Source organism: Colwellia sp. PAMC 20917, assembly GCF_001767295.1.
Taxonomy (GTDB): domain Bacteria; phylum Pseudomonadota; class Gammaproteobacteria; order Enterobacterales; family Alteromonadaceae; genus Colwellia_A.
Genome location: NZ_CP014944.1, coordinates 914811 through 937298, shown reverse-complemented (window position 1 = coordinate 937298; position 22488 = coordinate 914811). Strand labels below are relative to the sequence as shown.

The following is a 22488-nucleotide window of genomic DNA, read 5'->3' as shown; positions in this document are numbered from 1 at the left end:
ATGCGCCACTTTATTTTGATGGTCTTAAATATGTTTCTATTTTTGCTATCTTCACCGTTGCTGGTTAACAATTTTAGTTAGCACTATTTAGGAATTTATCTTTGATCACTACATCTAACATTACAATGCAATTTGGCGCAGAGCCTTTGTTTGAAAACATTTCGGCTAAATTTGGCAATGGTCACCGCTACGGTTTGATCGGCGCAAATGGTTGTGGCAAGTCTACATTCATGAAGATACTCAGTGGTGATTTAGTACCAAGTTCAGGCAATGTCTCGGTTAGTACTGGCAACAAAGTCAGTACGTTGGGTCAAGACCAGTTCGCTTTTGAACAACACAATGTTATTGACACTGTTATTATGGGTGATATGCCATTATGGAAAGTAAAGCAAGAAAGAGATGCTATATACGCACAAGCTGAAATGAGCGAAGCCGATGGTATGCGTGTTGGTGACCTAGAAAGTGAATTTGCTGAAATGGACGGTTACACCGCAGAAAGTCGCGCCGGTGAAATACTACTAGAAGCAGGTATCGAAGAATCTTTTCATTATGGTTCAATGCAACAAGTTGCTCCAGGTTGGAAACTTCGTGTTTTACTTGCACAAGCCTTATTTGCTAACCCTGATATTTTGTTACTTGATGAGCCAACCAACAACTTGGATATTCATACCATCAGTTGGTTAGAAGCTGAGTTAAACAAACGTAAATGCACCATGATCATTATTTCTCATGATAGACATTTTCTTAATTCAGTATGTACACATATGGCTGATATTGATTACGGTGAATTACGCGTTTATCCGGGTAATTACGAGTTCTTCCTCGCGCAGTCTGGTTTGTTACGCGAGCAATTATTAGCCGGTAATGATAAAAAAGTTGCTGAGATCGCTGAGCTGCAAGACTTTGTTAACCGTTTTGGCGCTAACGCTTCTAAAGCGAAACAAGCAAGTTCTCGTGCTAAGAAAATGGATAAAATTAAACTTGATGATGTAAAGTCTTCAAGTCGTATCACCCCAAAAATAGCTTTTGCCCCTGGCAAGAAAATGCATAGACAAGCACTAGAGCTTGAAGGTTTAGCTCATGGTTTTGACGGCGTCACTTTGTTTTCTAAAGGTGATTTACTGTTAGAAGCGGGCGCTAAACTAGCTATCATCGGCGAAAACGGTGTTGGTAAAACGACGTTGCTACGTTGTTTAATGAGCGAGTTAGAGCAAACTGAAGGTGTTGTTAAATGGTCTGAAAATGCTTCTGTGGGTTATTGTCCACAAGATAGTGGTTCATTCTTTGACAACGACTTAACATTGATGGAATGGATGTCACAATGGCGTAGACCTTGTCACAATGATTTAAGTGTTCGTGGCATGCTAGGACGTATGTTATTCACTGATGATGATGCTAACAAGAAAGCACGTAACTGTTCAGGTGGTGAGAAAAATCGCTTGTTATTCGGTCGTTTAATGATGGCTGATATCAACGTATTAATTATGGATGAGCCGACTAACCACATGGACATCGAAGCGATAGATGCATTGAACAATGCGCTAAAAGACTTTGAAGGTACGTTAATTTTTGTTAGCCATGACCGTGAGTTTGTTTCTAGCTTAGCAACCCGTATTATCGACATTAAAGATAAAAAGCTTGTTGATTTTCAAGGTTCGTTAGATGAATATCTTGATAGCCAAATACAGGCTCAAAAAAGAGCTTAGTTCTCTTTTAGCTTAGTTATTTGATTGTTAAAAACGCCTTTAATGGCGTTTTTAACGCTTTAACTAAGCACTATTTAATAGACAAAAAAATGAGTTAGCCAACATTTAAAACGAGTGCGCTATACTCTCTACCACTCTGAAGACAACTCTACTGCTGCCTTCACCTTAACAACGTTCTCTAGGCCTAAACATGATAAACAATGATATTCTTCGTCGCTTAAGTACTTTACTTGATTTTGATGACGAAAAAACCCGTGCCGTCTTTAAATTAAATGCTTGTGAAATATCAGCAGAGCAATTGGTTTGTTTTTATAAAGAAAAAGACGATGAGACTTATGTTGAACTACTTGATGTAGAATTTGCTAGTTTCCTCAATGGCTTGATTGTTGAAAGAAGAGGCGCAAAAGAAGGACCACAAGCGGTTCCTGAAGCTGTCTTAACTAATAACGCTATTTTTAATAAGTTGAAAATTGCTTTTTCTCTACAAGCTGATGAAGTGATTGATACGCTTGAATTAGCCGAGTTGAGCTTAACCAAATATGAATTAAGTGCATTCTTTCGAAGCATCAATAATAAACATTATAGAGATTGTAGTGATGAAGTTTTATCGACCTTTATTAAAGGTTTAAAAATTAAACTTCAAGGATAGTATTATGCCATTTTCGACACTGGGATTAAGTGAACCGCTTTTAAAAGCACTTGCTGACTTAAAATATGGCGAGCCAACGGCTATTCAGAAAAAAGCCATTCCGGTTATTTTATCGGGAAAAAACCTTGTTGCTGCAGCGCAAACAGGTACCGGTAAAACGGCCAGTTTTGTTTTACCAATACTTGAAAAACTTAATACCGAACGAAAATTACGTGGCAAACGTATTCGAGCGCTTATTCTTACCCCAACACGTGAACTTGCCGTTCAAGTAGAACAAAGTATCCGTGATTATGGTAAGTATTTAGACCTAAGCTCGATGGCAATGTACGGTGGTACTGACATTGAACCGCAAAGGCAGAAGCTTATTTGGGGGGTTGATATTGTTGTTGCGACTCCCGGGCGATTACTTGATATGGCTCATCAACGTGCTCTGCATTTTGATGAACTTGAAGTCCTTGTTTTAGATGAAGCTGACAGAATGCTTGATATGGGTTTTATTGAAGATATTAATAAAATCATTGAACGTTTGCCACTCGAACGTCAAAACTTATTATTTTCAGCCACTATTTCTGATGATGTTCGAACGTTATCAAAGCGTACCTTTAGTAATGCGACAGAAATCTCTATCGGCAATAATAGCGCCTCTAAACCTAAAATTGATCAATGGTTAATAACGGTTGATAAAGGTAATAAGTCGGCATTACTGAGCCATTTAATTATTGAACATCAATGGCAGCAAGCGCTGATCTTTATCGAAACAAAACACGGTGCAGCGAAACTTGTTAGCCAGCTAGAAAAACGTGGCATTAGTGCCGAGTCTATTCATGGTGGCAGAACACAAGCGATGCGAGAACAAGTTCTTAATGACTTTAAAGCCGGTAAAATTAAGTTTCTTGTCGCTACAGGTATTGCTTCACGCGGTCTTGATATCGGCGAGCTCACTCGAGTGGTTAATTACGACTTACCTGATCAAGTCGATGACTATATTCACCGTATTGGCCGAACAGGTCGAGCGGGAGCCTCTGGAGAAGCGGTATCATTTGTAGCCAAGGACAATTTTAGAAACTTGTGTGCGATAGAAAGCCGTTTAGGGCATGTTATTAAACGCAAAGAATTTGAAGGATTTCCAGTCAAAAAAGTGGTGCCACTTTCTATTCTAAATTATGTGCCAAAAAATAAACGTTAACTACGGCTCATTAATTTATTAAGTTTGTATTGCGCTTGTTGGGGATGGGTTAAATCGATGATTTCTATCATTTCACACTCATCCCTGATCATCTCACTGATATTACTCGGATAATCCCGGCAGTCTTCAGGGCGGTCTTGATAAATTGCACAAGTATATTTAACTTGCTCGGTAGCATCTTGGTTAGGCATTTTTTCTAGGAAAGGGCACTGTGTCAATTGTTTACCGGTTTGAGGATTAAACCAAATCTTATCTTTTATTACATATTGATGAATATGAGGGCGAAAAATTTCCCACATCTCAATATCTTCAATTGAAGCTGCTATGCCTCCGTCGCCATATTTTATACAGCATTTTCCACATTGATTACAATCTTTCAATGGTTGCTTAACTCGTTTTAGTGTTTAAACAAAAGTGTATCATGTTAGCCTAACAATTATTGCGCTGGGCATTCGTGTTTCTCTATACAATTAATTATCTCGCCTTGTACTGATTTGATATCCCCAGTATGCTCACCGACAATAAAGCAAATTTTCGAATTACAGGTAATAATAACAGCGTGAAAAAATCTATTTTAATAACAGGTTGTTCAAGCGGTATTGGTTTAGATGCGGCTCTGACGTTATCAACAAGAGGCTATCAAGTTTTTGCTACCGCAAGAAAACAAGCCGATGTTGTTATGCTACAAGAAAAAGGTTTAACCGCTTGCCAGCTTGATTTAACCCAAGTTGACAGTATCCATGCGGCACTTGCTTTTGTGCTCAATGAAACTGGGGGGACATTAGATTTTCTTTTTAATAATGGTGCCTATGGTCAACCGGGCGCATTAGAAGACTTACCAACTCAAGCGCTTATAAGCCAATTTGAAAGCAATGTTTTTGGCTGGCACGAGCTGACTAAACAAGTTATTCCGGTTATGCGCAAGCAAGGTCATGGCCGAATTATTCAATGTAGCTCAGTGTTAGGCTTTGTTTCTATGGCTTATCGTGGCGCTTATAATGCCTCAAAATATGCTGTTGAAGGTTTATCTGACACCTTAAGGTTAGAATTGAGATCAGCGAATATCGCAGTGATACTTTTACAGCCGGGTCCCATTAATACTCAATTTCGCGCCAATGCCTTAAGTGCTTTTACAGCCAACATTGACGCTAAAGACAGTGCCCATCATCTTGAGTATCAACAACAAATAGCAAGGCTGGCCAGTAAAACCTCGAATGCAAAATTTACCTTAGAAGCGGCAGATGTCACCAAAGCGTTGATCCATGCCTTAGAGAGTAAACGCCCGAAAATAAGATACAGAATTACTGTGCCTACTAAACTATTTGCCGTATTCAAACGTATACTACCGACAAGTTGGCTCGATAACCTTTTAGCTAAAGGTTAATGAGCTAAAATAAGGTAAAGTAACAACAAAATATCCATTCATTTTTAAAAGGTAACTCTGATGAAAAGAACATCAAAAGTAGTTTGTACATTTTTAGCATTATTAACGAGCTTTAGTTTGTTAGCCTCTGATTTAAAAGTGGGAGAGCAAGCACCAGATTTTAAATTGCAAGCCACCAATGGTGATTATTACCAACTTAGTGACTACCAAGGTAAGCAAGCGGTTGTTTTAGCTTGGTATCCAATGGCTAACACTCGTGGTTGTACCATTGAATGTAAGTCATTGGTTGAGAAGGGGCATTTGATCAGAGCGTATAATGCAAGTTACGTTATGGCCAGTGTTGACCCATTAGATGACAACAGAGATTTTGCTAAGAAAACCGGCGCAGATTTTCCGATGTTAAGCGATCCGACAAAAGCGACTGCAAAAGCCTACGATGTGTTGAATATGATGCAGGTTGCTAGTCGTGTGACATTTTATATTTCTAAAGAAGGTAAAATCTTGAAAATAGATGATGATATTTCGCCAAGAACAGCGGCAGAAGATATTGCCAGTAACCTTGAAATGTTAAAAGTAGCAAAAGCTCAATAAGATAATAAGAGCAGCCAACACTTTTTGGCTGCTCATTATAAGTTACTCAGCGAGTAATTTTTCTATATCCGCTTTAATGCTAGTTGGTTTAGTGGTTGGCGCATAGCGTTTAACCACTTGGCCTTTTTTGTTCACTAAAAACTTAGTGAAATTCCACTTGATGCTCTTAGAACCTAGTATTCCAGGTGCTTGTGCCTTTAAAAAGGTAAAAAGAGGGTGAGTGTTGTCGCCATTGACGTCAATTTTATCAAATAATGGGAATTTGATATTAAACGTTAGATCACAAAACTGCTGTATTTCCTCATTACTGCCTTTTTCTTGTTGCTTAAACTGATTACAAGGAAAAGCTAAAACCGCTAAACCTTGTGTTTGATACTGACTGTAAAGTGATTGTAAGCCTTCATATTGAGGCGTAAATCCGCAGGCACTTGCCGTATTTACAATAAGCATTACCTTACCTTGGTAGTCTTTCAACTCAACGGTTTCTTTTTTATTGTTCAGCGCATTAAACTGATAAATAGCGTCAGACATTGATTATTCCTTTATATTAAGCGGCTTAAAATTTAGTGAAATTCTTCACAAGCTATTAAAGTGTTCTCGATTAAACTTGCTACTGTCATTGGGCCTACGCCGCCAGGTACGGGCGTAATGTAAGCGGCTTTCGTTTGAGCTACATCAAAACCGACATCACCAACAAGTTTGCCATTGTCCAAACGGTTAATCCCCACATCAATAACAATAGCGCCAGCCTTAATCCATTCTCCAGGAATGAACTCAGGTTTTCCTACGGCCACAACAAGTAAGTCAGCGTTACGTATTTTATCTTCAAGATTTTTAGTGAATCTATGCGTGGTGGTTACTGTGCAACCGGCCAGTAATAGTTCTAATGTCATTGGACGACCAACAATATTTGAAGCACCGACTATAACCGCTTCTAAACCATGTGGGTCTATACCGGTAGTCTCTATCAGCTTGATAATGCCCTTAGGTGTACAGGGGCGCAATCCTGGTTGACGAAGTGCTAGTTTGCCGACGTTGAATGGGTGGAAGCCATCAACATCTTTTAAAGGGTTAATATGCTCGATAATTAAATTAGCATCTAAACCTTTTGGTAAAGGGAGCTGAACAAGAATACCATCAATATTTTCGTCATTATTTAATTCATCAATTAAAGTAAATAATTCAGCTTGAGTGGTTGTTGGGGGCAGATCATATGAGCGAGAAAGAAAACCAACTTCTTCACATGCTTTACGCTTACTACCAACATAAACTTGTGAAGCAGGATCTGAGCCGACTAATATCACGGCTAGCCCGGGAGGTCGTAAGCCATTTTTAACGCGTACTGCTACTTTTTCTTTTACTGAGAGCCTAAGCTGCTGAGCAATATATTTACCGTCTATAAGAGTTGCTGTCATGATAGTTTCTATTAACTTAGTTAAATGATGAAAAACGACACTATTTTCGCATAAAAACCTGGACTGTTATAGCTACTGTTCTTATAAATGGTCTTTTATTCGGTAATATATCGTCAAATGAAGATTTAAAAATAAAATATACGCTTATCAAGTATGCCAAAAACTGAATTTATTGATAATTGAAGAGTTGCTATATTTATAGGCAATAAGTGCTGATTATCAAGCGGCTTGTTTTAAAAGTGAGCAAACGGTTATTTTTTTATAAAAAAGGTTTGACGGGACTCAGGCAACTAGGTAATATCCGCATCCGTTGAAAGGGGCATATTTTTAGTTCTTTTAAACGCAGTACATATCGGTGATTAGCGCAGCTTGGTAGCGCACTTGGTTTGGGTCCAAGGGGTCGCAAGTTCGAATCTTGCATCACCGACCACTTTTTTAATTATTTTTAATAACTAAAAATTTGGCCTGTAGGTAATGTGCGCCCTTAGCTCAGCTGGATAGAGCAACGCCCTTCTAAGGCGTGGGTCGCAGGTTCGAATCCTGCAGGGCGTACCAAACAGTATTTTACAATGGTGGCTATAGCTCAGTTGGTAGAGCCCCGGATTGTGATTCCGGTTGTCGAGGGTTCAAGTCCCTTTAGCCACCCCATTTTTTCTCAAGAAATGGTGATGAAATATTGTAGTAAGTAGGTTAAGTAGAAAATGTCGGTGATTAGCGCAGCTTGGTAGCGCACTTGGTTTGGGTCCAAGGGGTCGCAAGTTCGAATCTTGCATCACCGACCACTTCTTATTTTATATGCCTTTTATCTTTTTCATCTCCCGTTATACACTTCTATTTACATATCATAAATTTAATCTAGAACAACTCTTTAACTATCAGCTACACCAATTTTAATGCACTTTAAATTTAATTTATTACATTTAAATGAAGTCAGCACACACTGTTTTTACTCGTTTTATCACCCATTTAAAAAATAAGTCAAAAATAACGTCATTAAAGGGTCGACTCTTATATCAAGCATCGCTATAATTTCGCGTCATTATTTTAAAATCTAGGTCTATATCATGCCTTTTAAACCTCGCTGAGCGAGGAACTATTTATTAGTGTTGGTATTTACTCTGATTTTTCGGGCTTCTGTAGCGTTGGTTATAGGGCTACAAACGTCACACTCTTTGGCTAATTAAGCTGTGAAGTAGTTGTGTTATTGAAAGCGTTACTAAAACGCTAAGTTTTGAGGTATTAAAATGCAAGTTTCAGTAGAGACTACACAAGGTTTGGAACGTAAGTTAACTATTTCTGTTCCTGCAGAATCAGTAGATGTAGAAGTTAAAAACCGTCTTCGTCACATATCAAAAACCCAGCGAATTAATGGTTTCCGTCCAGGTAAAGTTCCTGCGACTGTTATCCAAAAGCGTTACGGTCAATCAGTTCGTCAAGAAGTTGCTGGCGAATTAATGCAACGTAACTTTGTTGATGCAATTGTTGCAGAAAAAATGAATCCAGCTGGTCGTCCAAGTTTTATTGCTAAAAGCAATGAAGACGGCAAAGCGCTAGAATTCGAAGCTACTTTTGAAGTTTACCCTGATGTTGCTTTAACGGGCTTAGATTCAATTAACGTTGAACGTCCTGACGTTGAAGTTACAGATGCTGATTTAGATGAAATGTTTATTACATTACAGAATCAACATAAAACGTGGAAAGAAAACAAGCGTAAAACTAAAGCCGGTGACAAACTTGTTTTAGATTTTACTGGCCGTGTTGACGGTGAAGTTTTTGAAGGCGGCGAAGCTAAAGATTTCGAACTTGAATTAGGCGCTGGTCGCATGATCCCAGGTTTTGAAAAAGAAATTACTGGCATGAAAGCTGGCGATGAAAAAACAATTAAAGTGACTTTCCCTGATGATTACCATGCTGAAAACCTAAAAGGTAAAGAAGCAGAGTTTGATATCGTTCTTCATAAAACTGAAGGTCCAGTATTACCAACAATCGATGAAGATTTTGCTAAATTGTTTGGTGTTCAAGAAGGTGGCGTAGAAGCATTACGCACTGAAGTAAGCACTAACATGACTCGTGAGTTAACCCAAGCGGTTAAAGCTAAAGTTAAAGAGCAAGTAATCGAAGGCTTATTAGCTGCTAACGATGTTGAAATTCCTAAAGCGTTAATCGCTCAAGAAATTGACGTTTTACGTAAGCAAGCAATGCAACGTTTTGCGGGTCAAATGGATCCTAATAACATGCCAGAGCTTCCAGCTGATATGTTTGAAGAGCAAGCTAAACGCCGTGTTAAAGTTGGTTTGTTACTAGGTGAAGTGATCAAAGTTAATGAATTAAAAGTTGACGAAAACAAAGTTAACGAATTAATTGCATCAGCCGCATCAGCTTACGAAGATCCAAAAGAAGTTATCGAGTACTACGCAACAAACAAAGAGCTTAACCAACAAATGCAGAATGTTGCATTAGAAGAGCAAGCTGTTGAATTGTTACTTGAAAGCGCAAAAGTTAATAAAAAGAAAGCAAGCTTTAAAGATATAATGAATCCAGAAGGTAAATAAGACTGAGTCTCTTAGGATTCTTGCCACTGAGCAAAGAAACTTAATCGGCTGAGTTGCTGCCATTTGCTTAAATTTGTAGCACTTTAGTGAAACAAATGTGAATTGGTAGACCTTTTAGATTGACATTATGTCAAGCAATCGCTTAAATGGCTGGTATGGGGACATACGAGCCATTTTTTATATAGAAAGGAAATTTTAGTTGTTTACTTCTCAAAATAATTCTCAGAAAATCACCAGCACTATCGATAGTGCTTTAGTGCCAATGGTTATTGAGCAAACACCTAAGGGTGAGCGCTCGTTCGATATTTATTCAAGACTTTTAAAAGAGCGTGTTATTTTCTTGTGTGGTCAAGTTGAAGATCACATGGCTAATTTGATTGTTGCTCAGTTATTATTCCTTGAGTCTGAAAGTCCTGATAAAGATATATACTTATATATTAATTCACCTGGCGGTTCGGTAACTGCAGGTATGGCTATTTACGATACGATGAAGTTTATTAAGCCAAACATTAGTACAGTATGTATTGGTCAGGCGGCTAGCATGGGCGCATTCTTATTGTCAGGCGGTGAAAAAGGTAAACGTTACTGTCTACCTAATGCCCGTGTGATGATTCATCAGCCACTTGGTGGTTTCCAAGGTCAAGCATCTGACTTTGAAATTCATGCGAAAGAAATTCTTTATATTAAAACTAAATTGAATACTTTAATGGCCGAGCATACAGGTCAGTCATTAGAGAAAGTTTCTCATGACACCGACCGTGACAACTTCCTAAGTGCAGAAAGTGCGGTTGAATATGGATTAGTTGACTCCATATTAACAGAACGATTAGATAAATAATTTCACAACTTTGTGATCTAGATAATTTATGAAATACTTAACAGTATCTGTATTAGAAATTAAACAAATTGAGGTTCCGTATGACCGATATTAAAAATGGTGACGGTGATAACGGCAAGCTTTTGTATTGTTCGTTTTGTGGCAAGAGCCAACATGAAGTTCGTAAACTTATTGCTGGTCCGTCAGTATTTGTTTGTGATGAGTGTGTTGAACTGTGCAACGATATTATTCGTGAAGAAATAAAAGAAATTTCCCCGAAAGAAGAAAAAGAAAGCTTACCTACACCGATAGAGATCCGTGAAAGTTTAGACGACTACGTTATTGGTCAAGATCACGCGAAAAAAGTATTAGCAGTAGCGGTTTATAATCACTACAAACGTTTACGCAATGGTGACTCTCACAATGGTATAGAGTTAAGTAAAAGTAATATTTTACTTATTGGCCCAACGGGTAGTGGTAAAACATTACTGGCTGAAACCTTAGCGCGTTTACTTGATGTGCCGTTTACTATGGCCGACGCAACGACATTAACTGAAGCAGGTTATGTTGGTGAAGATGTTGAAAACATCATTCAAAAGCTTTTACAAAAATGTGATTACGATGTTGAAAAAGCCCAGCGTGGTATTGTTTACATCGATGAAATTGATAAGATTTCACGTAAATCAGATAATCCATCAATCACGCGTGATGTATCAGGTGAAGGTGTTCAGCAAGCATTGTTAAAGCTTATTGAAGGCACTATTGCTTCAGTTCCACCACAAGGTGGGCGTAAACATCCTCAACAAGAGTTTTTGCAGGTTGATACCTCGAAAATCTTATTTATCTGTGGTGGTGCATTTGCCGGTTTAGATAAAGTTGTTGAGCAACGTTCACATACTGGTGCAGGTATAGGTTTTGGCGCAGAAGTTCGTGGCAAAGATAGCAAGAAAACGCTAACTCAACACTTACAAGATGTTGAGCCAGAAGATCTGATTAAGTATGGTTTAATTCCTGAGTTTATTGGTCGCTTGCCTGTTGTAGCAACATTGACAGAACTTGATGAAGACGCATTAATCCAAATATTGCAAGAGCCTAAAAATGCGCTAACTAAGCAGTTTGGTGCATTGTTCGACATGGAAAACGTTGAATTAGAGTTCAGAGAAGATGCATTAATTGCTATTGCACACAAAGCAATGGTGCGTAAAACGGGCGCGCGTGGTTTACGCTCAATCGTTGAAAGCGTCTTACTTGATACCATGTATGAATTGCCATCAATGAATGATGCGATAAAAGTTGTGGTCGATGAAACAGTAATAAAAGGTGAGTCAAAACCGATTATTATTTACGATACACCACAGGAAAAAGTAGCGAGCGAATAGCCGTTCATTGCTAAAATTTTAGGTGTTTCGATAAAAAGAGTTAGATGACATTGATCATTTAGCTCTTTTTTTTTGTCTATCCGTTGAAAGCTTTACTAAAATCCCCATATACTTTTTAACTACAATTTTTTCCCTACTGATTTTCGAGAGAGTAACCTATGACCGAAGAGTTATCTGGTATCAATGAAATTCCTGTTCTAGCCTTGCGCGACGTTGTTGTTTATCCCCAAATGGTGATCCCATTATTTGTAGGTCGCGAAAAATCTATTCGCTGTTTAGATATCGCGATGGAAAACGACAAGCAGGTTTTTCTTGTTGCACAAAAAGATGCCGCAGTTGACGACCCTACAGCCGATGATGTTTATCGTGCGGGTACGATTGCCACTATTTTACAAATGTTGAAATTACCTGACGGCACGGTGAAAGTGTTAGTTGAAGGAGCGCGTAGAGCGCGTATAACTCAATTTGTTGAAACACAAGAATACTTCACTGCCGATATTGAGTTTCTTGACGTAGAAACCGTTAACGAAGACGATTGTGAAGTCTTGGTTCGTTCGGCTATTTCTCAGTTTGAAGGTTATGTCAAACTCAATAAAAAAATACCACCTGAAGTATTAACTTCAGTTTCAGGTATTGATGATGCTGAACAATTAGCGGATACCATGGCTGCACATATGCCATTAAAGTTAGCTGAAAAGCAAAAGGTACTAGAAATAGAGAATGTTGCTCAACGTCTAGAATACCTAATGGCACTGATGGAAGGCGAAATTGACTTATTACAAGTTGAAAAGAAAATTCGTACTCGTGTTAAAAAACAAATGGAAAAAAGTCAGCGCGAATATTATTTGAATGAGCAAATGAAAGCCATTCAAAAAGAATTAGGCGATGACGAAGAAGGTTCAAACGAAGTTGAGCAGCTTGAAAAGCAAATTGAAGATGCGCAAATGCCTGAAGAAGCTAAAGAAAAGACTTTAGCTGAAGTACGTAAATTAAAAATGATGTCACCGATGTCAGCAGAAGCAACCGTGGTTCGCTCATACATCGACTGGATGATCAGTGTACCTTGGAAGAAACGTAGTAAGTTAAAGCGTAACTTAAAGCTTGCTCAAGATATTCTAGATAAAGATCATTACGGTTTAGATAAAGTTAAAGAACGTATTTTAGAGTATTTAGCGGTGCAGCAACGTGTTAGCCAGCTAAAAGGACCTATTCTTTGTTTAGTTGGTCCTCCAGGGGTTGGTAAAACGTCTTTAGGACAATCTATTGCTAAGTCAACCGGACGTAAATACGTGCGTATGGCACTAGGTGGTGTACGTGATGAAGCTGAAATTCGAGGCCATCGCCGCACATATATTGGTTCTTTGCCCGGTAAGTTGATTCAAAAGATTGCTAAAGTTGGGGTTAAGAACCCACTATTTTTATTAGATGAAATAGATAAAATGGCCTCTGATATGCGTGGCGATCCTGCTTCTGCTTTATTGGAAGTGCTTGATCCTGAGCAAAACACAACGTTTAACGACCATTACTTGGAAGTTGATTACGATTTATCAGATGTGATGTTTGTTGCTACTTCCAATAGTATGGATATCCCTGGACCTTTACTGGACCGCATGGAAGTTATTCGTTTATCGGGTTATACCGAAGATGAGAAGCTTAATATTGCCAAGAATCACTTACTCGATAAGCAAGTTGGTCGTAATGGTCTAAAAGAGAAAGAAATTTCAATTGAAGATAGCGCTATTATGGGCATCATTCGCTACTACACAAGAGAAGCTGGAGTACGTGGCTTAGAGCGAGAGATATCAAAACTTTGTCGTAAAGCGGTAAAAGCGATTTTATTAGATAAAACCATTAAAAAAGTCACTATTAATCAAGATAACTTATCTGAATTTTTGGGTGTACAACGTTTTGATTATGGTAAAGCGGATAGTGAAAATAGAATAGGTCAAGTGACTGGTTTAGCGTGGACATCGGTAGGTGGTGAGTTATTAACTATAGAAACTGCTTCGGTTCCTGGTAAAGGTAAACTGACTTACACCGGTTCATTAGGTGACGTGATGCAGGAATCGATACAAGCAGCGATGACGGTTGTGCGAAGTCGAGCCGATAAATTTCGTATTAATGCTGATTTTCATGAAAAACGTGATATCCATGTCCATGTCCCAGAAGGTGCTACACCAAAAGACGGGCCAAGCGCCGGTGTTGGTATGTGTACGGCATTAGTTTCTAGCTTAACCGGTAATCCGGTCAGAGCTGATGTTGCTATGACAGGTGAAATTACGTTACGAGGTGAAGTACTTCCTATTGGCGGCTTAAAAGAAAAACTCTTGGCTGCGCATCGTGGTGGTATTAAAACGGTCATTATTCCAAAAGATAATGAGCGTGATTTGGAAGAGATTCCTGACAATGTTAAAGGTGATTTGGTTATTCATCCGGTAAAATGGATAGAAGAGGTATTAGATATTGCTTTAGAACATCCAGTAGAAAAATTCAAATTAGGCAACTAATTTGTAAAAATTGCTGTTTTTTTAGTAAATAAAAGAAAAAAATGCAAAAAATTAACAAAAAACAGTGATTTTTGCTTTTCAAACACTGAAACTGTGTTAAGTTAATGTCGCTGATAACGCTAGACCCCTATCCATACATAGGATTAGGGTTTGGTTAAGATAAAAATAAATAATAAATTTTATTTTCTTAAACACAGTGCTTGATGTTCAAAAGAAGCTCAATATAAAAGTTTCCGCAGGACGCTAAAACAAATGATGGCACTGAATAATAACAATTGAAGGGGAATACTTGTGAACAAATCTCAACTAATCGAAAAAATCGCTGCTGGTGCAGACATCTCTAAAGCTGCTGCTGGTCGTGCGTTAGATTCATTTATTGAAGCTGTTACAGACGAATTGAAAAATGGTGAGCAAGTTGCTCTAGTTGGTTTTGGTACTTTCTCAGTACGTGACCGTGCTGCGCGCACTGGCCGCAATCCACAGACGGGTGCAACTATTCAAATCGCTGCAGCTAAAATCCCAGCATTTAAAGCTGGTAAAGCATTAAAAGATTCAGTTAATCCATAATTATCTGCTTCAATTTTTGTAGATAAATCAGAAAAGCCTTTTTAAACGAAGGCTTTTTTTATTTTACATATCCAATAAATAGCTTCATTTATATCACTATAAAATAATTAAATCTTCGTCTGCTACTTCAAGGTCAGTGATGCTTCTGATAGAATCCTGAACAAAGATATATCTGTCGTAATAAATAGAGAAAAAGATGTTAGAAAATATTCGAGAAGGTTCACAGGGCTGGATTGCAAAATCAATCCTAGGTTTAGTTATTTTAACTTTTGCTTTAGCGGGAATTGGTACTTATACCAACTCAGTAGACACATCTGTCGCTGACGTTAACGGTGAGAAAATATCACAAGATGCTTTTAATAAAGCTTATCAAGCGCAACGTAACCGTATGGCACAACAATTTGGTGATATGTTCGAAACGTTATCAGCAGATGAAAATTATATGGCTAACTTTCGTAACGGTATTTTAGATAACCTAATCAATGAAAAACTGATTGATCAAAGTACAGTTAATATGTCTATTCGCGCTTCTGATCAACGTATTAAACAAACGATTCGCACGATGACTGAATTTCAGGTCGATGGTGTTTTTGATAATAATCGGTATTTAGCGATGATTAACCAAGCCGGTTTCTATCAATCTTCAGATTTTCGCGATTACTTACGTGTTCAAATGACTCGTCGTCAATTAACACAAGCACTTGTTGCCAGTGAGTTCAACTTGCCATACCAAGAAAAACGGGCAAGCGCTTTACAAAACCAAAAGCGTAACGTCCGCTATGCGACAATTAATGCTGAACAGTTTAAAGCCGGTATTGAGTTAACTGACGATGAAATTAATCAGTACTACTTAGCTAATCAAGCCCGTTTTGAAAACGAAGAGAAAGTAAAACTTAACTACATCACACTTGATGTTAACGAAATTGCAAAAACAATTGAAGTCAGTGACGCTGATGTTAAAGCTTACTACCAAGAGAATATTGCCAGCTATCGTCAAGACGAACAGCGCCGTGTTGCTCATATTTTAATTGAGTTTGGTGATGATGAAGTTGTGGCAAAAGTAACGGCAGAAGCTTTATTAGCCCGTGTTAATGCCGGTGAAGATTTTGCTACTTTAGCCAAAGAAAGTTCAGACGATACTTTTAGCGGTGAAAATGGTGGCGATTTAGAATGGATTGAACGTGGTGCCATGGGCGATGCGTTTGACGAAGGCGCGTTCGCGTTAACCGAGATTAATAGTGTAAGTGATATTGTTGAAAGTGACTTTGGCTTTCATATCATCAAATTAACCGACCTAAAAGCTGAACAAGTTCAAGCATTTGCTGATGTAGAAGTAGAATTGCAAGCAAAAGTGAGTCAAACAAAAGCACAAGATAAGTTTTATGATTTACAACAAGAAATGGCTCGATTAAGCTTTGAAGCTCCTGATAGTTTAGATGAAGCTGCTGAAGCCGTTAACTCAAAAATAATGACAACAGACTGGTTAAGCAAATTTGGCAACACAGCGCCATTTGATAGCCCTAAAGCAATCGAAGCTGCTTTCTCTGACTTAGTCCTTCAAGAGAACTTAAACTCAGACATTATTGAAGTTAGCGATACTTTAGCGATTGTTATTCGTTTAGAAGAGTACCAACCAGCAGAAGTTAAGCCACTTACTGAAGTTACTGTGCAAATTCGTGATACCTTGATTAGCGAGAAAGCAACAGAGCTCGCACAAACAACAGCTGACTCTTTACTTGTTTCATTCAAAGCCGGTAATGATATTAGCGAGCAGTTAACAGCGATTAACGCCGTATTTGTTGAAAAAGCTGATGTTACTCGCTCAGGTAGTGATATTGCGCCTAGTTTAAGTCGTGAGGCTTTTAAATTACCTCATCCAAGTGAAGGTAAGATTTCAGCAACGACGGTAACATTAAATAATGGTGATTTAGCCTTATTAGAAGTTCAAGCTGTTATAGCGAGTAATGTTGAAAAAGCACTTGATCCAAGAATGGCACAACAACAAACGCAGCAACTTGCACAATCTGCTTACCAAAGCTTTGTTGAATCATTGAAAGTTAATGCTGAAATTACTCGTAAAGCAATAGCGGCGCCAGTATCTCAGTTTTAAGTAGCTAAGTGACTCAGTCATCAAGCGATTAACTAACGATACTTATTAATAACTAGTATTGAATTAAATGAAGGCTGCAAATTGATTGCAGCCTTTTTTATTACTCATAGCAAAAAGTCAAAAAAACTAAAATTATGCATTCCTCCTTGCTAGAAAAATATTTACCTGAACTTAACCCTCATGAAAATTCATTACCCATCTTAGATCTGGCTTGTGGCAATGGCAGGAATGGTTTGTTTTGCCTAGAGAAAAATTTAGCGGTGACTTTTGCTGATATTAACACGCAGTCATTAGCGAATGTTCAGCAAGCAATAAGTCATGATGCAGATAAATATCAATCAACATTAGCCACCTTTTGGCTTATTGACTTTGAACAAAGGTTTTCTCAGCCATTAGTAGAAAATAGTTATAGTGCCGTAATGGTTTTTCGCTACTTACACCGACCACTTATAGAGCAGATTAAAGCGGCAGTAGTTCCTAATGGTCTCGTTATTTATGAAACCTTCACCTTAGGACAAGCTTTTCTTGGTCGCCCCAAAAACCCTGATTTCTTATTAAAAAAAGGAGAATTACTTGAGCATTTTGCTGGTTGGCAAATTATTCATTCTTTTGAAGGGACAACAATTTCAGACACGGGTAATCATAGCCAAGCCATAGCGCAAGTCGTGGCGAGAAAACCTTTATAATTGCTCAACAAGCAAGTTGTGGCATAATCTGTTTAACCTGCTTAACTTTATTCATTCAGCGCAGACGGCTTTGTTTTACCGCAAAGTATTTTTTATCGCAAAATATCTTTTATCAATATGTTTAAGCGATAACAATTTCAGACACGGGTAATCATAGCCAAGCCATAGCGCAAGTCGTGGCATGATCTGTTTAACCTGCTTAACTTTATTCATTCAGCGGAGACTTTTCTTTTTATGGCAAAGTACCTTTTATCAATAGACCAAGGCACGACAAGTTCACGAGCGATATTGTTCACCACCCAAGGTGAACGTTACGCGAGTGCCCAAGAAGAGTTTCCGCAATACTTTCCTCAAGATGGCTGGGTCGAACACAACCCTAACGAACTATGGCAGAGTGTCTTAAGTACCTGTCAAAAAGTGCTAGATGAAAACCAGTTGAGTGCTAGCGATATCTTAGGTATTGGCATAACCAACCAGCGAGAAACGACTCTCGTATGGGATAAAAATACTGGCGCTGTTATTTACAATGCGATTGTTTGGCAAGATAGACGTACCGCTTTTTTTTGTGATTCAATTGATTGTCAAGACATCAAAAATAGCATTATGGATAAAACGGGTTTAATTTTAGATGCGTACTTTTCTGCAACCAAAATTAATTGGTTATTGGATAATGTACCTGGCGCAAGAGAAAAAGCAGACGCAGGTCAGTTACTTTTTGGCACTGTTGATACTTTTTTATTGTGGCAATTAACGGCGGGGAAATCCCATAAAACCGATGCAACTAATGCTTCTCGCACTATGTTATTTAATATCCACCAACAATGTTGGGATGATGAATTACTGGCTTTATTTTCAATACCCAAAAGTATGTTGCCTGACGTGATGGACTGCGCCGCTGAATTTGGTGTCACGCAATCATCTTTATTTAATGGTGAAATACCTATTTTAGCGATGGCTGGCGATCAACAGGCGGCTTTATTTGGTCAAGCTTGTTTTACTGAGGGCATGGCGAAATGTACTTACGGAACAGGCGCATTTTTAATGCTAAATACTGGCAATAAAGCTTTAAAGTCAACTAATCGGCTACTAACAACTATTGCCTATCGTTTAAACGGTGACGTTACTTACGCTATCGAAGGCAGTATTTTTATGGCAGGGGCAACTATTCAATGGCTAAGAGATCAATTAAAGATCATTGATAAAGCAAGTGACAGTGAAAAAATTGCTGAAAGTACGGTTGTTGAGCATGGTGTTTTTTTAGTCCCAGCATTCACAGGTTTGGGTGCCCCGTATTGGGATCCTAATGCCCGAGCTGTTATTTCAGGCCTTAGTCGTGACTCAGGTCGAAATGAAATAATTTCTGCCGCTTTGCAGTCGGTTGCTTTTCAAAGTAAAGACTTACAAAATGCCATGGCCAAAGATGGCTTAGCGCTCTCATTTTTAAAAGTAGACGGCGGCATGGCTGAAAATAACTGGTTGCTTAATTTTATCAGCGATATGTTATCGATAACAGTTGAACGCCCTGATATTGTTGAAACCACAGCGTTAGGCGTTGCTTATTTAACCGGCTTACAAGCAGGCGTCTTTTCCTCGGTTGATCAATTATCAACCTTGTGGCGCTGTGAAAAAAGTTTTAAACCACAAATCAGCGAGCAGAAAAAAAATCGTCTTTATGCGCAATGGCAAGATGCCGTAAGTAAAGTAAAAAGCTAGTACCTTACTTGCGAGTAGTTATCAATTTAGGCAAAAGCTAGCGATTGTTATTGTGACTTTAATTGTCACTGAAATTCTGCCCTTTACACGTTAACGGGTATACAATGCTAATTTTATTATTCTATAAATCTCATTATGTATATTGATCCCAAATGGCGTGTTTTAACGGTTGGTGATGGCGACTTATCTTTTTCTGCCTCCTTACTAAAACATCATCAACCGCAGCAGCTGACAGCAACCATCTATGACAGCATGGCTTGTTTACAGGAAAAGTACGGTGATGTTTATTATCAGCAGTTACAGCAGGACAATTGCCAAGTCATCACTGATTTTGACGTTACTGATGAAAATACTTGGGGGACGTTAGCTAAAAAATCATTTGATTTGGTGATCTTTCAATTTCCATTATTACCCGCTTTTCCTTCTGAACAAGCTTTTCAAGCTCAGTGCCAACAATTAAGTGTTAATACCTTAAACAGAGCTTTACTGAGAAAATATTTGTTGAACTGCTTTCAATACTTTCTTGATGAAAATGGTGCAAAACTTGCGTTGATCACATCAAAGAATGTTAAACCTTATCTGCAATGGAATATTGAAAAAGCGTTAATCACTAATACAGATATCAACTATATTGGTCGTTTTTTCTTTGATATTACTAAATTTCCAGATTATAAAGTCAGGAATGTAAACAGAGATAAACATGTTAAATCAACTCAAGGTACAACTTATATATACAGCGAAGCGTCTTTAGAAAACTGTAAAGCGATGTTTGATGCTCGCAGCGATGACTATATAACCTATAACCGCAAAAGTAGGGTGCCTGAAGATAAAAAATGCCTAGCTTGTCATACAGGCGCTTTCGCCACAGAGCACGACAAGCAAATGCATTTAGCCACTAAGAAACATCAGCAAATGTTTGCCTACGAGCAGCAATGGACTTATTTCTTGCAACAAGAACAGGCTGACAAAGAAATCTTAAATAGGGGTAATAAAGATGCATAACAAAAAAGTACTGATCCCGCTACCTCGCTATGGTTGCGATCCTTCAGAAGTTGCTATTCCTTGGTTATTGCTAAAAGAACAGCAGGTTGAAATGACCTTTATAACGCCTGATGGCAAGGTCGCGACGGCCGACGATATTATGCTGACTGGAAAAAGTTTGGGTTTGCTCAAACCCTTATTACAGGCTAGACAAGATGCAATAAATGCCTATCGTCAACTGGAAAAATCAGCTGAATTTAATAAGCCTTTATCTTACACCGATGTCAAAGCCAGTGACTTCGATGGATTATTATTACCGGGTGGGCATGACAAAGGGGTAAAAGAATATTTAGAATCAGAGGTATTGCAAAGATTGGTGGTTGATTTTTTTAATGAAAATAAACCCGTCGCGGCTGTTTGTCATGGCGTATTAATTCCAGCAAGAAGTATTGATCCTAAAAGTCAAAAATCGGTCATCTATAATTATCAATGTACCGGGCTATTAAAGCGTCAAGAGCTTATGGCTTTCCAATTAACTCGACTTTGGTTAGATGATTATTATTTAACGTATCCAGAAACAACCACAGAAGATGAATTAGTGGCAGCACTTGCCAGTAAAACTCAGTTTGTTGCCGGCAGTTTGCCAATAGCTCGTGATGATTTACAGCACTTGTCACGTGGCTTTATCGTCAAAGATAGAAACTACTTATCGGCGCGATGGCCTGGAGATATTTATAATTTTAGTTTGAAATTTATTGATATGTTGACAGATTAACCTTGCAGTAAATCTGTCACTTGAATGCTTATATTGATGTTACTTAGGAGAATCCGAGTAAGGGTTTGAAGATGCATTAGCTGGCTTTGAACGTTCAGGTTTTTCTGTTCGACGAGCAAAGCCCTGTTCACTTTTATCTTTATAGCTCCCCTTACTGCTATTACTTCTGCTATCTCGACCTTGTGATGAAGGTTTGTTATCAGAAAAATTCGATGATCTGATTGTCGGGATAGGGGCTTGTCCTAAAATGAGTACGGCAGGGTCTTTAGGTTTCTGGCGTGCTGGTATCACTCGCAGACGCGGTGGAATTTCATATTGTTCATCATCGGCTTTAGGTAAGTTCTTAAATTGATATAAATAAAAACGTTCCATTTTTTCACGTGCCCACTCGGTCTTACGCAAAAACTTTAAGCTAGATTCAATACTAGGCTTGTTTTTAAAACAATTAATATTGGTATATTCCGCTAGAATTTCCCAACCATAATGATCATACACTTCATTTAAAAGTGTATCTAATTTAAGCCCGTGCAAGGGATTATTGAGTTGTTCGTCTTCTAGCGTCATGAGATTCTTTTTTACTAAACAGTTATAGCCATATTATATACGGATATGCGGACAATGTACTTGCCTTTATTATTTTTTGTTTCGATAACGCTCTTTTGCTTTTCGACCTTTTTTATAAAGTGCCGGCCTTATAAAGCGTCTTAGTGAAGGAAATAGGTAAGAAACAGTGGTTAACCAACCGCTCGAACGAGGTAATGAAATCTCGATTTGCTGACCTTTAGCTACGCTGATTATTGCCTCAGTGACTTGCTCTGGACTGCTCATCGGTTGAGAGAATACGATGTCTTCTACTTTATCTATTTCAGACATAATAAAGCCCGTATTGATTGGCCCCGGAGAAACCAAACCAATACTAATCCCCGAACCGCTTAATTCATCAGCAAGGGCATAGGTAAATGCACGCAGCCCAGACTTAGTTGCGCAATAGGTTGCAGCGCCTTGTAAGGGTGTTCGACCAGCTAAAGAACCCACATTAACTATGCCGCCAAAGCCGCCATTAGTTATACTGCTGCGAATATAAGGTAAAATTAATGCCGACAGTACTATTGGCACACGTAAATTTACATCGACCATTTTTGCTAATTGTTCAGCGGTATTATTTTCAACATTACCGCGCTGATGATAGCCAGCATTATTAATAAGATAATGAATACTGCCAAATTTTTCTTGAGCACTCTCTAGCATTTTTTGGCAATCAGCTGAATTAGCGACATCCATCTTGATCGTTAACACCGAAGTTTCAACACTGAGTTCTTTTTCAATCTCGTCGAGTGCTTGTTGTCCTCTCGCTATTAAAACCAAATTAGCTTTCAATTTGGCAAAGGCTCGGGCAGTTTCTGCACCGACACCTGCAGATGCACCGGTAATAACAACTGTTTTACCTTGAAAATAATGTTCCATCTTTAT

General features: G+C 38.4%; 20 protein-coding genes and 4 tRNA genes. 19 read left to right on the top strand and 5 right to left on the bottom strand.

Annotated elements, in window-relative coordinates; all coding sequences use genetic code 11:
• The first annotated feature begins 101 nt into the window (after positions 1-101).
• The 3 genes from A3Q34_RS03995 to A3Q34_RS03985 all read left to right on the top strand — a co-directional run bounded on the left by A3Q34_RS03995 (position 102) and on the right by A3Q34_RS03985 (position 3541).
• The gene (locus A3Q34_RS03995) at positions 102-1706 is read left to right on the top strand and encodes an ABC-F family ATPase (protein ID WP_070374171.1); all 1605 of its coding nucleotides are present in this window, start codon (positions 102-104) and stop codon (positions 1704-1706) included.
• A 190-nt stretch (positions 1707-1896) separates the two neighbouring features.
• On the top strand, positions 1897-2355 hold the full coding sequence (locus A3Q34_RS03990) for a DUF1456 family protein (protein WP_070374170.1): 459 nt from the start codon (positions 1897-1899) through the stop codon (positions 2353-2355).
• A gap of 4 nt (positions 2356-2359) precedes the next feature.
• On the top strand, positions 2360-3541 hold the full coding sequence (locus A3Q34_RS03985) for a DEAD/DEAH box helicase (protein WP_070374169.1): 1182 nt from the start codon (positions 2360-2362) through the stop codon (positions 3539-3541).
• Here the strand turns inward: A3Q34_RS03985 and A3Q34_RS03980 are convergent.
• A complete protein-coding gene (locus tag A3Q34_RS03980) occupies positions 3538-3921 on the bottom strand; it encodes a YkgJ family cysteine cluster protein (RefSeq protein WP_070374168.1) in 384 nt (127 codons plus the stop codon). The genes A3Q34_RS03985 and A3Q34_RS03980 overlap by 4 nt on opposite strands.
• A gap of 179 nt (positions 3922-4100) precedes the next feature.
• On the opposite strand from A3Q34_RS03980, the gene A3Q34_RS03975 reads away from it, so the two are divergent.
• Both A3Q34_RS03975 and A3Q34_RS03970 read left to right on the top strand, forming a co-directional pair.
• On the top strand, positions 4101-4925 hold the full coding sequence (locus A3Q34_RS03975; RefSeq protein WP_070377001.1) for an SDR family oxidoreductase: 825 nt from the start codon (positions 4101-4103) through the stop codon (positions 4923-4925).
• Between the two features lie 60 nt (positions 4926-4985).
• A complete protein-coding gene (locus A3Q34_RS03970) occupies positions 4986-5516 on the top strand; it encodes a peroxiredoxin family protein (protein WP_070374167.1) in 531 nt (176 codons plus the stop codon).
• A 42-nt stretch (positions 5517-5558) separates the two neighbouring features.
• Here A3Q34_RS03970 and A3Q34_RS03965 read toward each other — a convergent pair whose 3' ends face one another.
• Both A3Q34_RS03965 and folD read right to left on the bottom strand, forming a co-directional pair.
• Positions 5559-6047, bottom strand: a complete 489-nt coding sequence (locus A3Q34_RS03965) for a glutathione peroxidase (protein WP_070374166.1) — start codon at positions 6045-6047, stop codon at positions 5559-5561.
• 32 nt (positions 6048-6079) lie between these two features.
• Positions 6080-6931 carry a bifunctional methylenetetrahydrofolate dehydrogenase/methenyltetrahydrofolate cyclohydrolase FolD gene (gene folD / locus A3Q34_RS03960; RefSeq protein WP_070374165.1) on the bottom strand — a complete coding sequence of 284 codons (852 nt, stop codon included), beginning with the start codon at positions 6929-6931 and terminating at the stop codon, positions 6080-6082.
• Positions 6932-7284: 353 nt separating this feature from the next.
• Here folD and A3Q34_RS03955 point away from each other — a divergent pair.
• The 14 genes from A3Q34_RS03955 to A3Q34_RS03890 all read left to right on the top strand — a co-directional run bounded on the left by A3Q34_RS03955 (position 7285) and on the right by A3Q34_RS03890 (position 21018).
• A tRNA-Pro gene (locus tag A3Q34_RS03955) sits at positions 7285-7361 on the top strand.
• 48 nt (positions 7362-7409) lie between these two features.
• Positions 7410-7486 (top strand) — tRNA-Arg (locus tag A3Q34_RS03950).
• A 17-nt stretch (positions 7487-7503) separates the two neighbouring features.
• Positions 7504-7579, top strand: a tRNA-His gene (locus A3Q34_RS03945).
• A 57-nt stretch (positions 7580-7636) separates the two neighbouring features.
• Positions 7637-7713 (top strand) — tRNA-Pro (locus A3Q34_RS03940).
• Positions 7714-8175: 462 nt separating this feature from the next.
• Positions 8176-9483 (top strand): trigger factor, encoded by a 1308-nt coding sequence (gene tig, locus A3Q34_RS03935; protein ID WP_070374164.1) that lies wholly within the window; start codon positions 8176-8178, stop codon positions 9481-9483.
• A gap of 229 nt (positions 9484-9712) precedes the next feature.
• Positions 9713-10321, top strand: coding sequence for an ATP-dependent Clp endopeptidase proteolytic subunit ClpP (clpP, locus tag A3Q34_RS03930; protein ID WP_083278125.1), 609 nt, complete (start codon positions 9713-9715; stop codon positions 10319-10321).
• Between the two features lie 80 nt (positions 10322-10401).
• On the top strand, positions 10402-11679 hold the full coding sequence (gene clpX, locus A3Q34_RS03925; protein WP_070374163.1) for an ATP-dependent protease ATP-binding subunit ClpX: 1278 nt from the start codon (positions 10402-10404) through the stop codon (positions 11677-11679).
• Positions 11680-11837: 158 nt separating this feature from the next.
• A complete protein-coding gene (lon, locus tag A3Q34_RS03920) occupies positions 11838-14186 on the top strand; it encodes an endopeptidase La (RefSeq protein WP_070374162.1) in 2349 nt (782 codons plus the stop codon).
• 291 nt (positions 14187-14477) lie between these two features.
• A complete protein-coding gene (hupB, locus tag A3Q34_RS03915; RefSeq protein WP_070374161.1) occupies positions 14478-14753 on the top strand; it encodes a nucleoid-associated protein HU-beta in 276 nt (91 codons plus the stop codon).
• Between the two features lie 196 nt (positions 14754-14949).
• A complete protein-coding gene (locus A3Q34_RS03910) occupies positions 14950-16863 on the top strand; it encodes a SurA N-terminal domain-containing protein (RefSeq protein ID WP_070374160.1) in 1914 nt (637 codons plus the stop codon).
• A 134-nt stretch (positions 16864-16997) separates the two neighbouring features.
• On the top strand, positions 16998-17549 hold the full coding sequence (locus A3Q34_RS03905) for a methyltransferase domain-containing protein (RefSeq protein WP_070374159.1): 552 nt from the start codon (positions 16998-17000) through the stop codon (positions 17547-17549).
• 234 nt (positions 17550-17783) lie between these two features.
• On the top strand, positions 17784-19262 hold the full coding sequence (gene glpK, locus A3Q34_RS03900) for a glycerol kinase GlpK (RefSeq protein ID WP_070374158.1): 1479 nt from the start codon (positions 17784-17786) through the stop codon (positions 19260-19262).
• A 135-nt stretch (positions 19263-19397) separates the two neighbouring features.
• Complete coding sequence (locus tag A3Q34_RS03895; RefSeq protein WP_070374157.1) at positions 19398-20264, top strand: class I SAM-dependent methyltransferase; 867 nt, start codon at positions 19398-19400, stop codon at positions 20262-20264.
• Positions 20257-21018: a type 1 glutamine amidotransferase domain-containing protein gene (locus A3Q34_RS03890; protein WP_070374156.1), complete on the top strand. Its 762-nt coding sequence runs from the start codon at positions 20257-20259 to the stop codon at positions 21016-21018. Before A3Q34_RS03895 ends, A3Q34_RS03890 begins: the two co-directional genes overlap by 8 nt.
• Positions 21019-21057: 39 nt before the next feature.
• Here A3Q34_RS03890 and A3Q34_RS03885 read toward each other — a convergent pair whose 3' ends face one another.
• Positions 21058-21582, bottom strand: coding sequence for a VF530 family DNA-binding protein (locus A3Q34_RS03885; protein ID WP_070374155.1), 525 nt, complete (start codon positions 21580-21582; stop codon positions 21058-21060).
• A gap of 69 nt (positions 21583-21651) precedes the next feature.
• Positions 21652-22482: an SDR family NAD(P)-dependent oxidoreductase gene (locus A3Q34_RS03880; protein WP_070374154.1), complete on the bottom strand. Its 831-nt coding sequence runs from the start codon at positions 22480-22482 to the stop codon at positions 21652-21654.
• Positions 22483-22488: the final 6 nt, after the last annotated feature.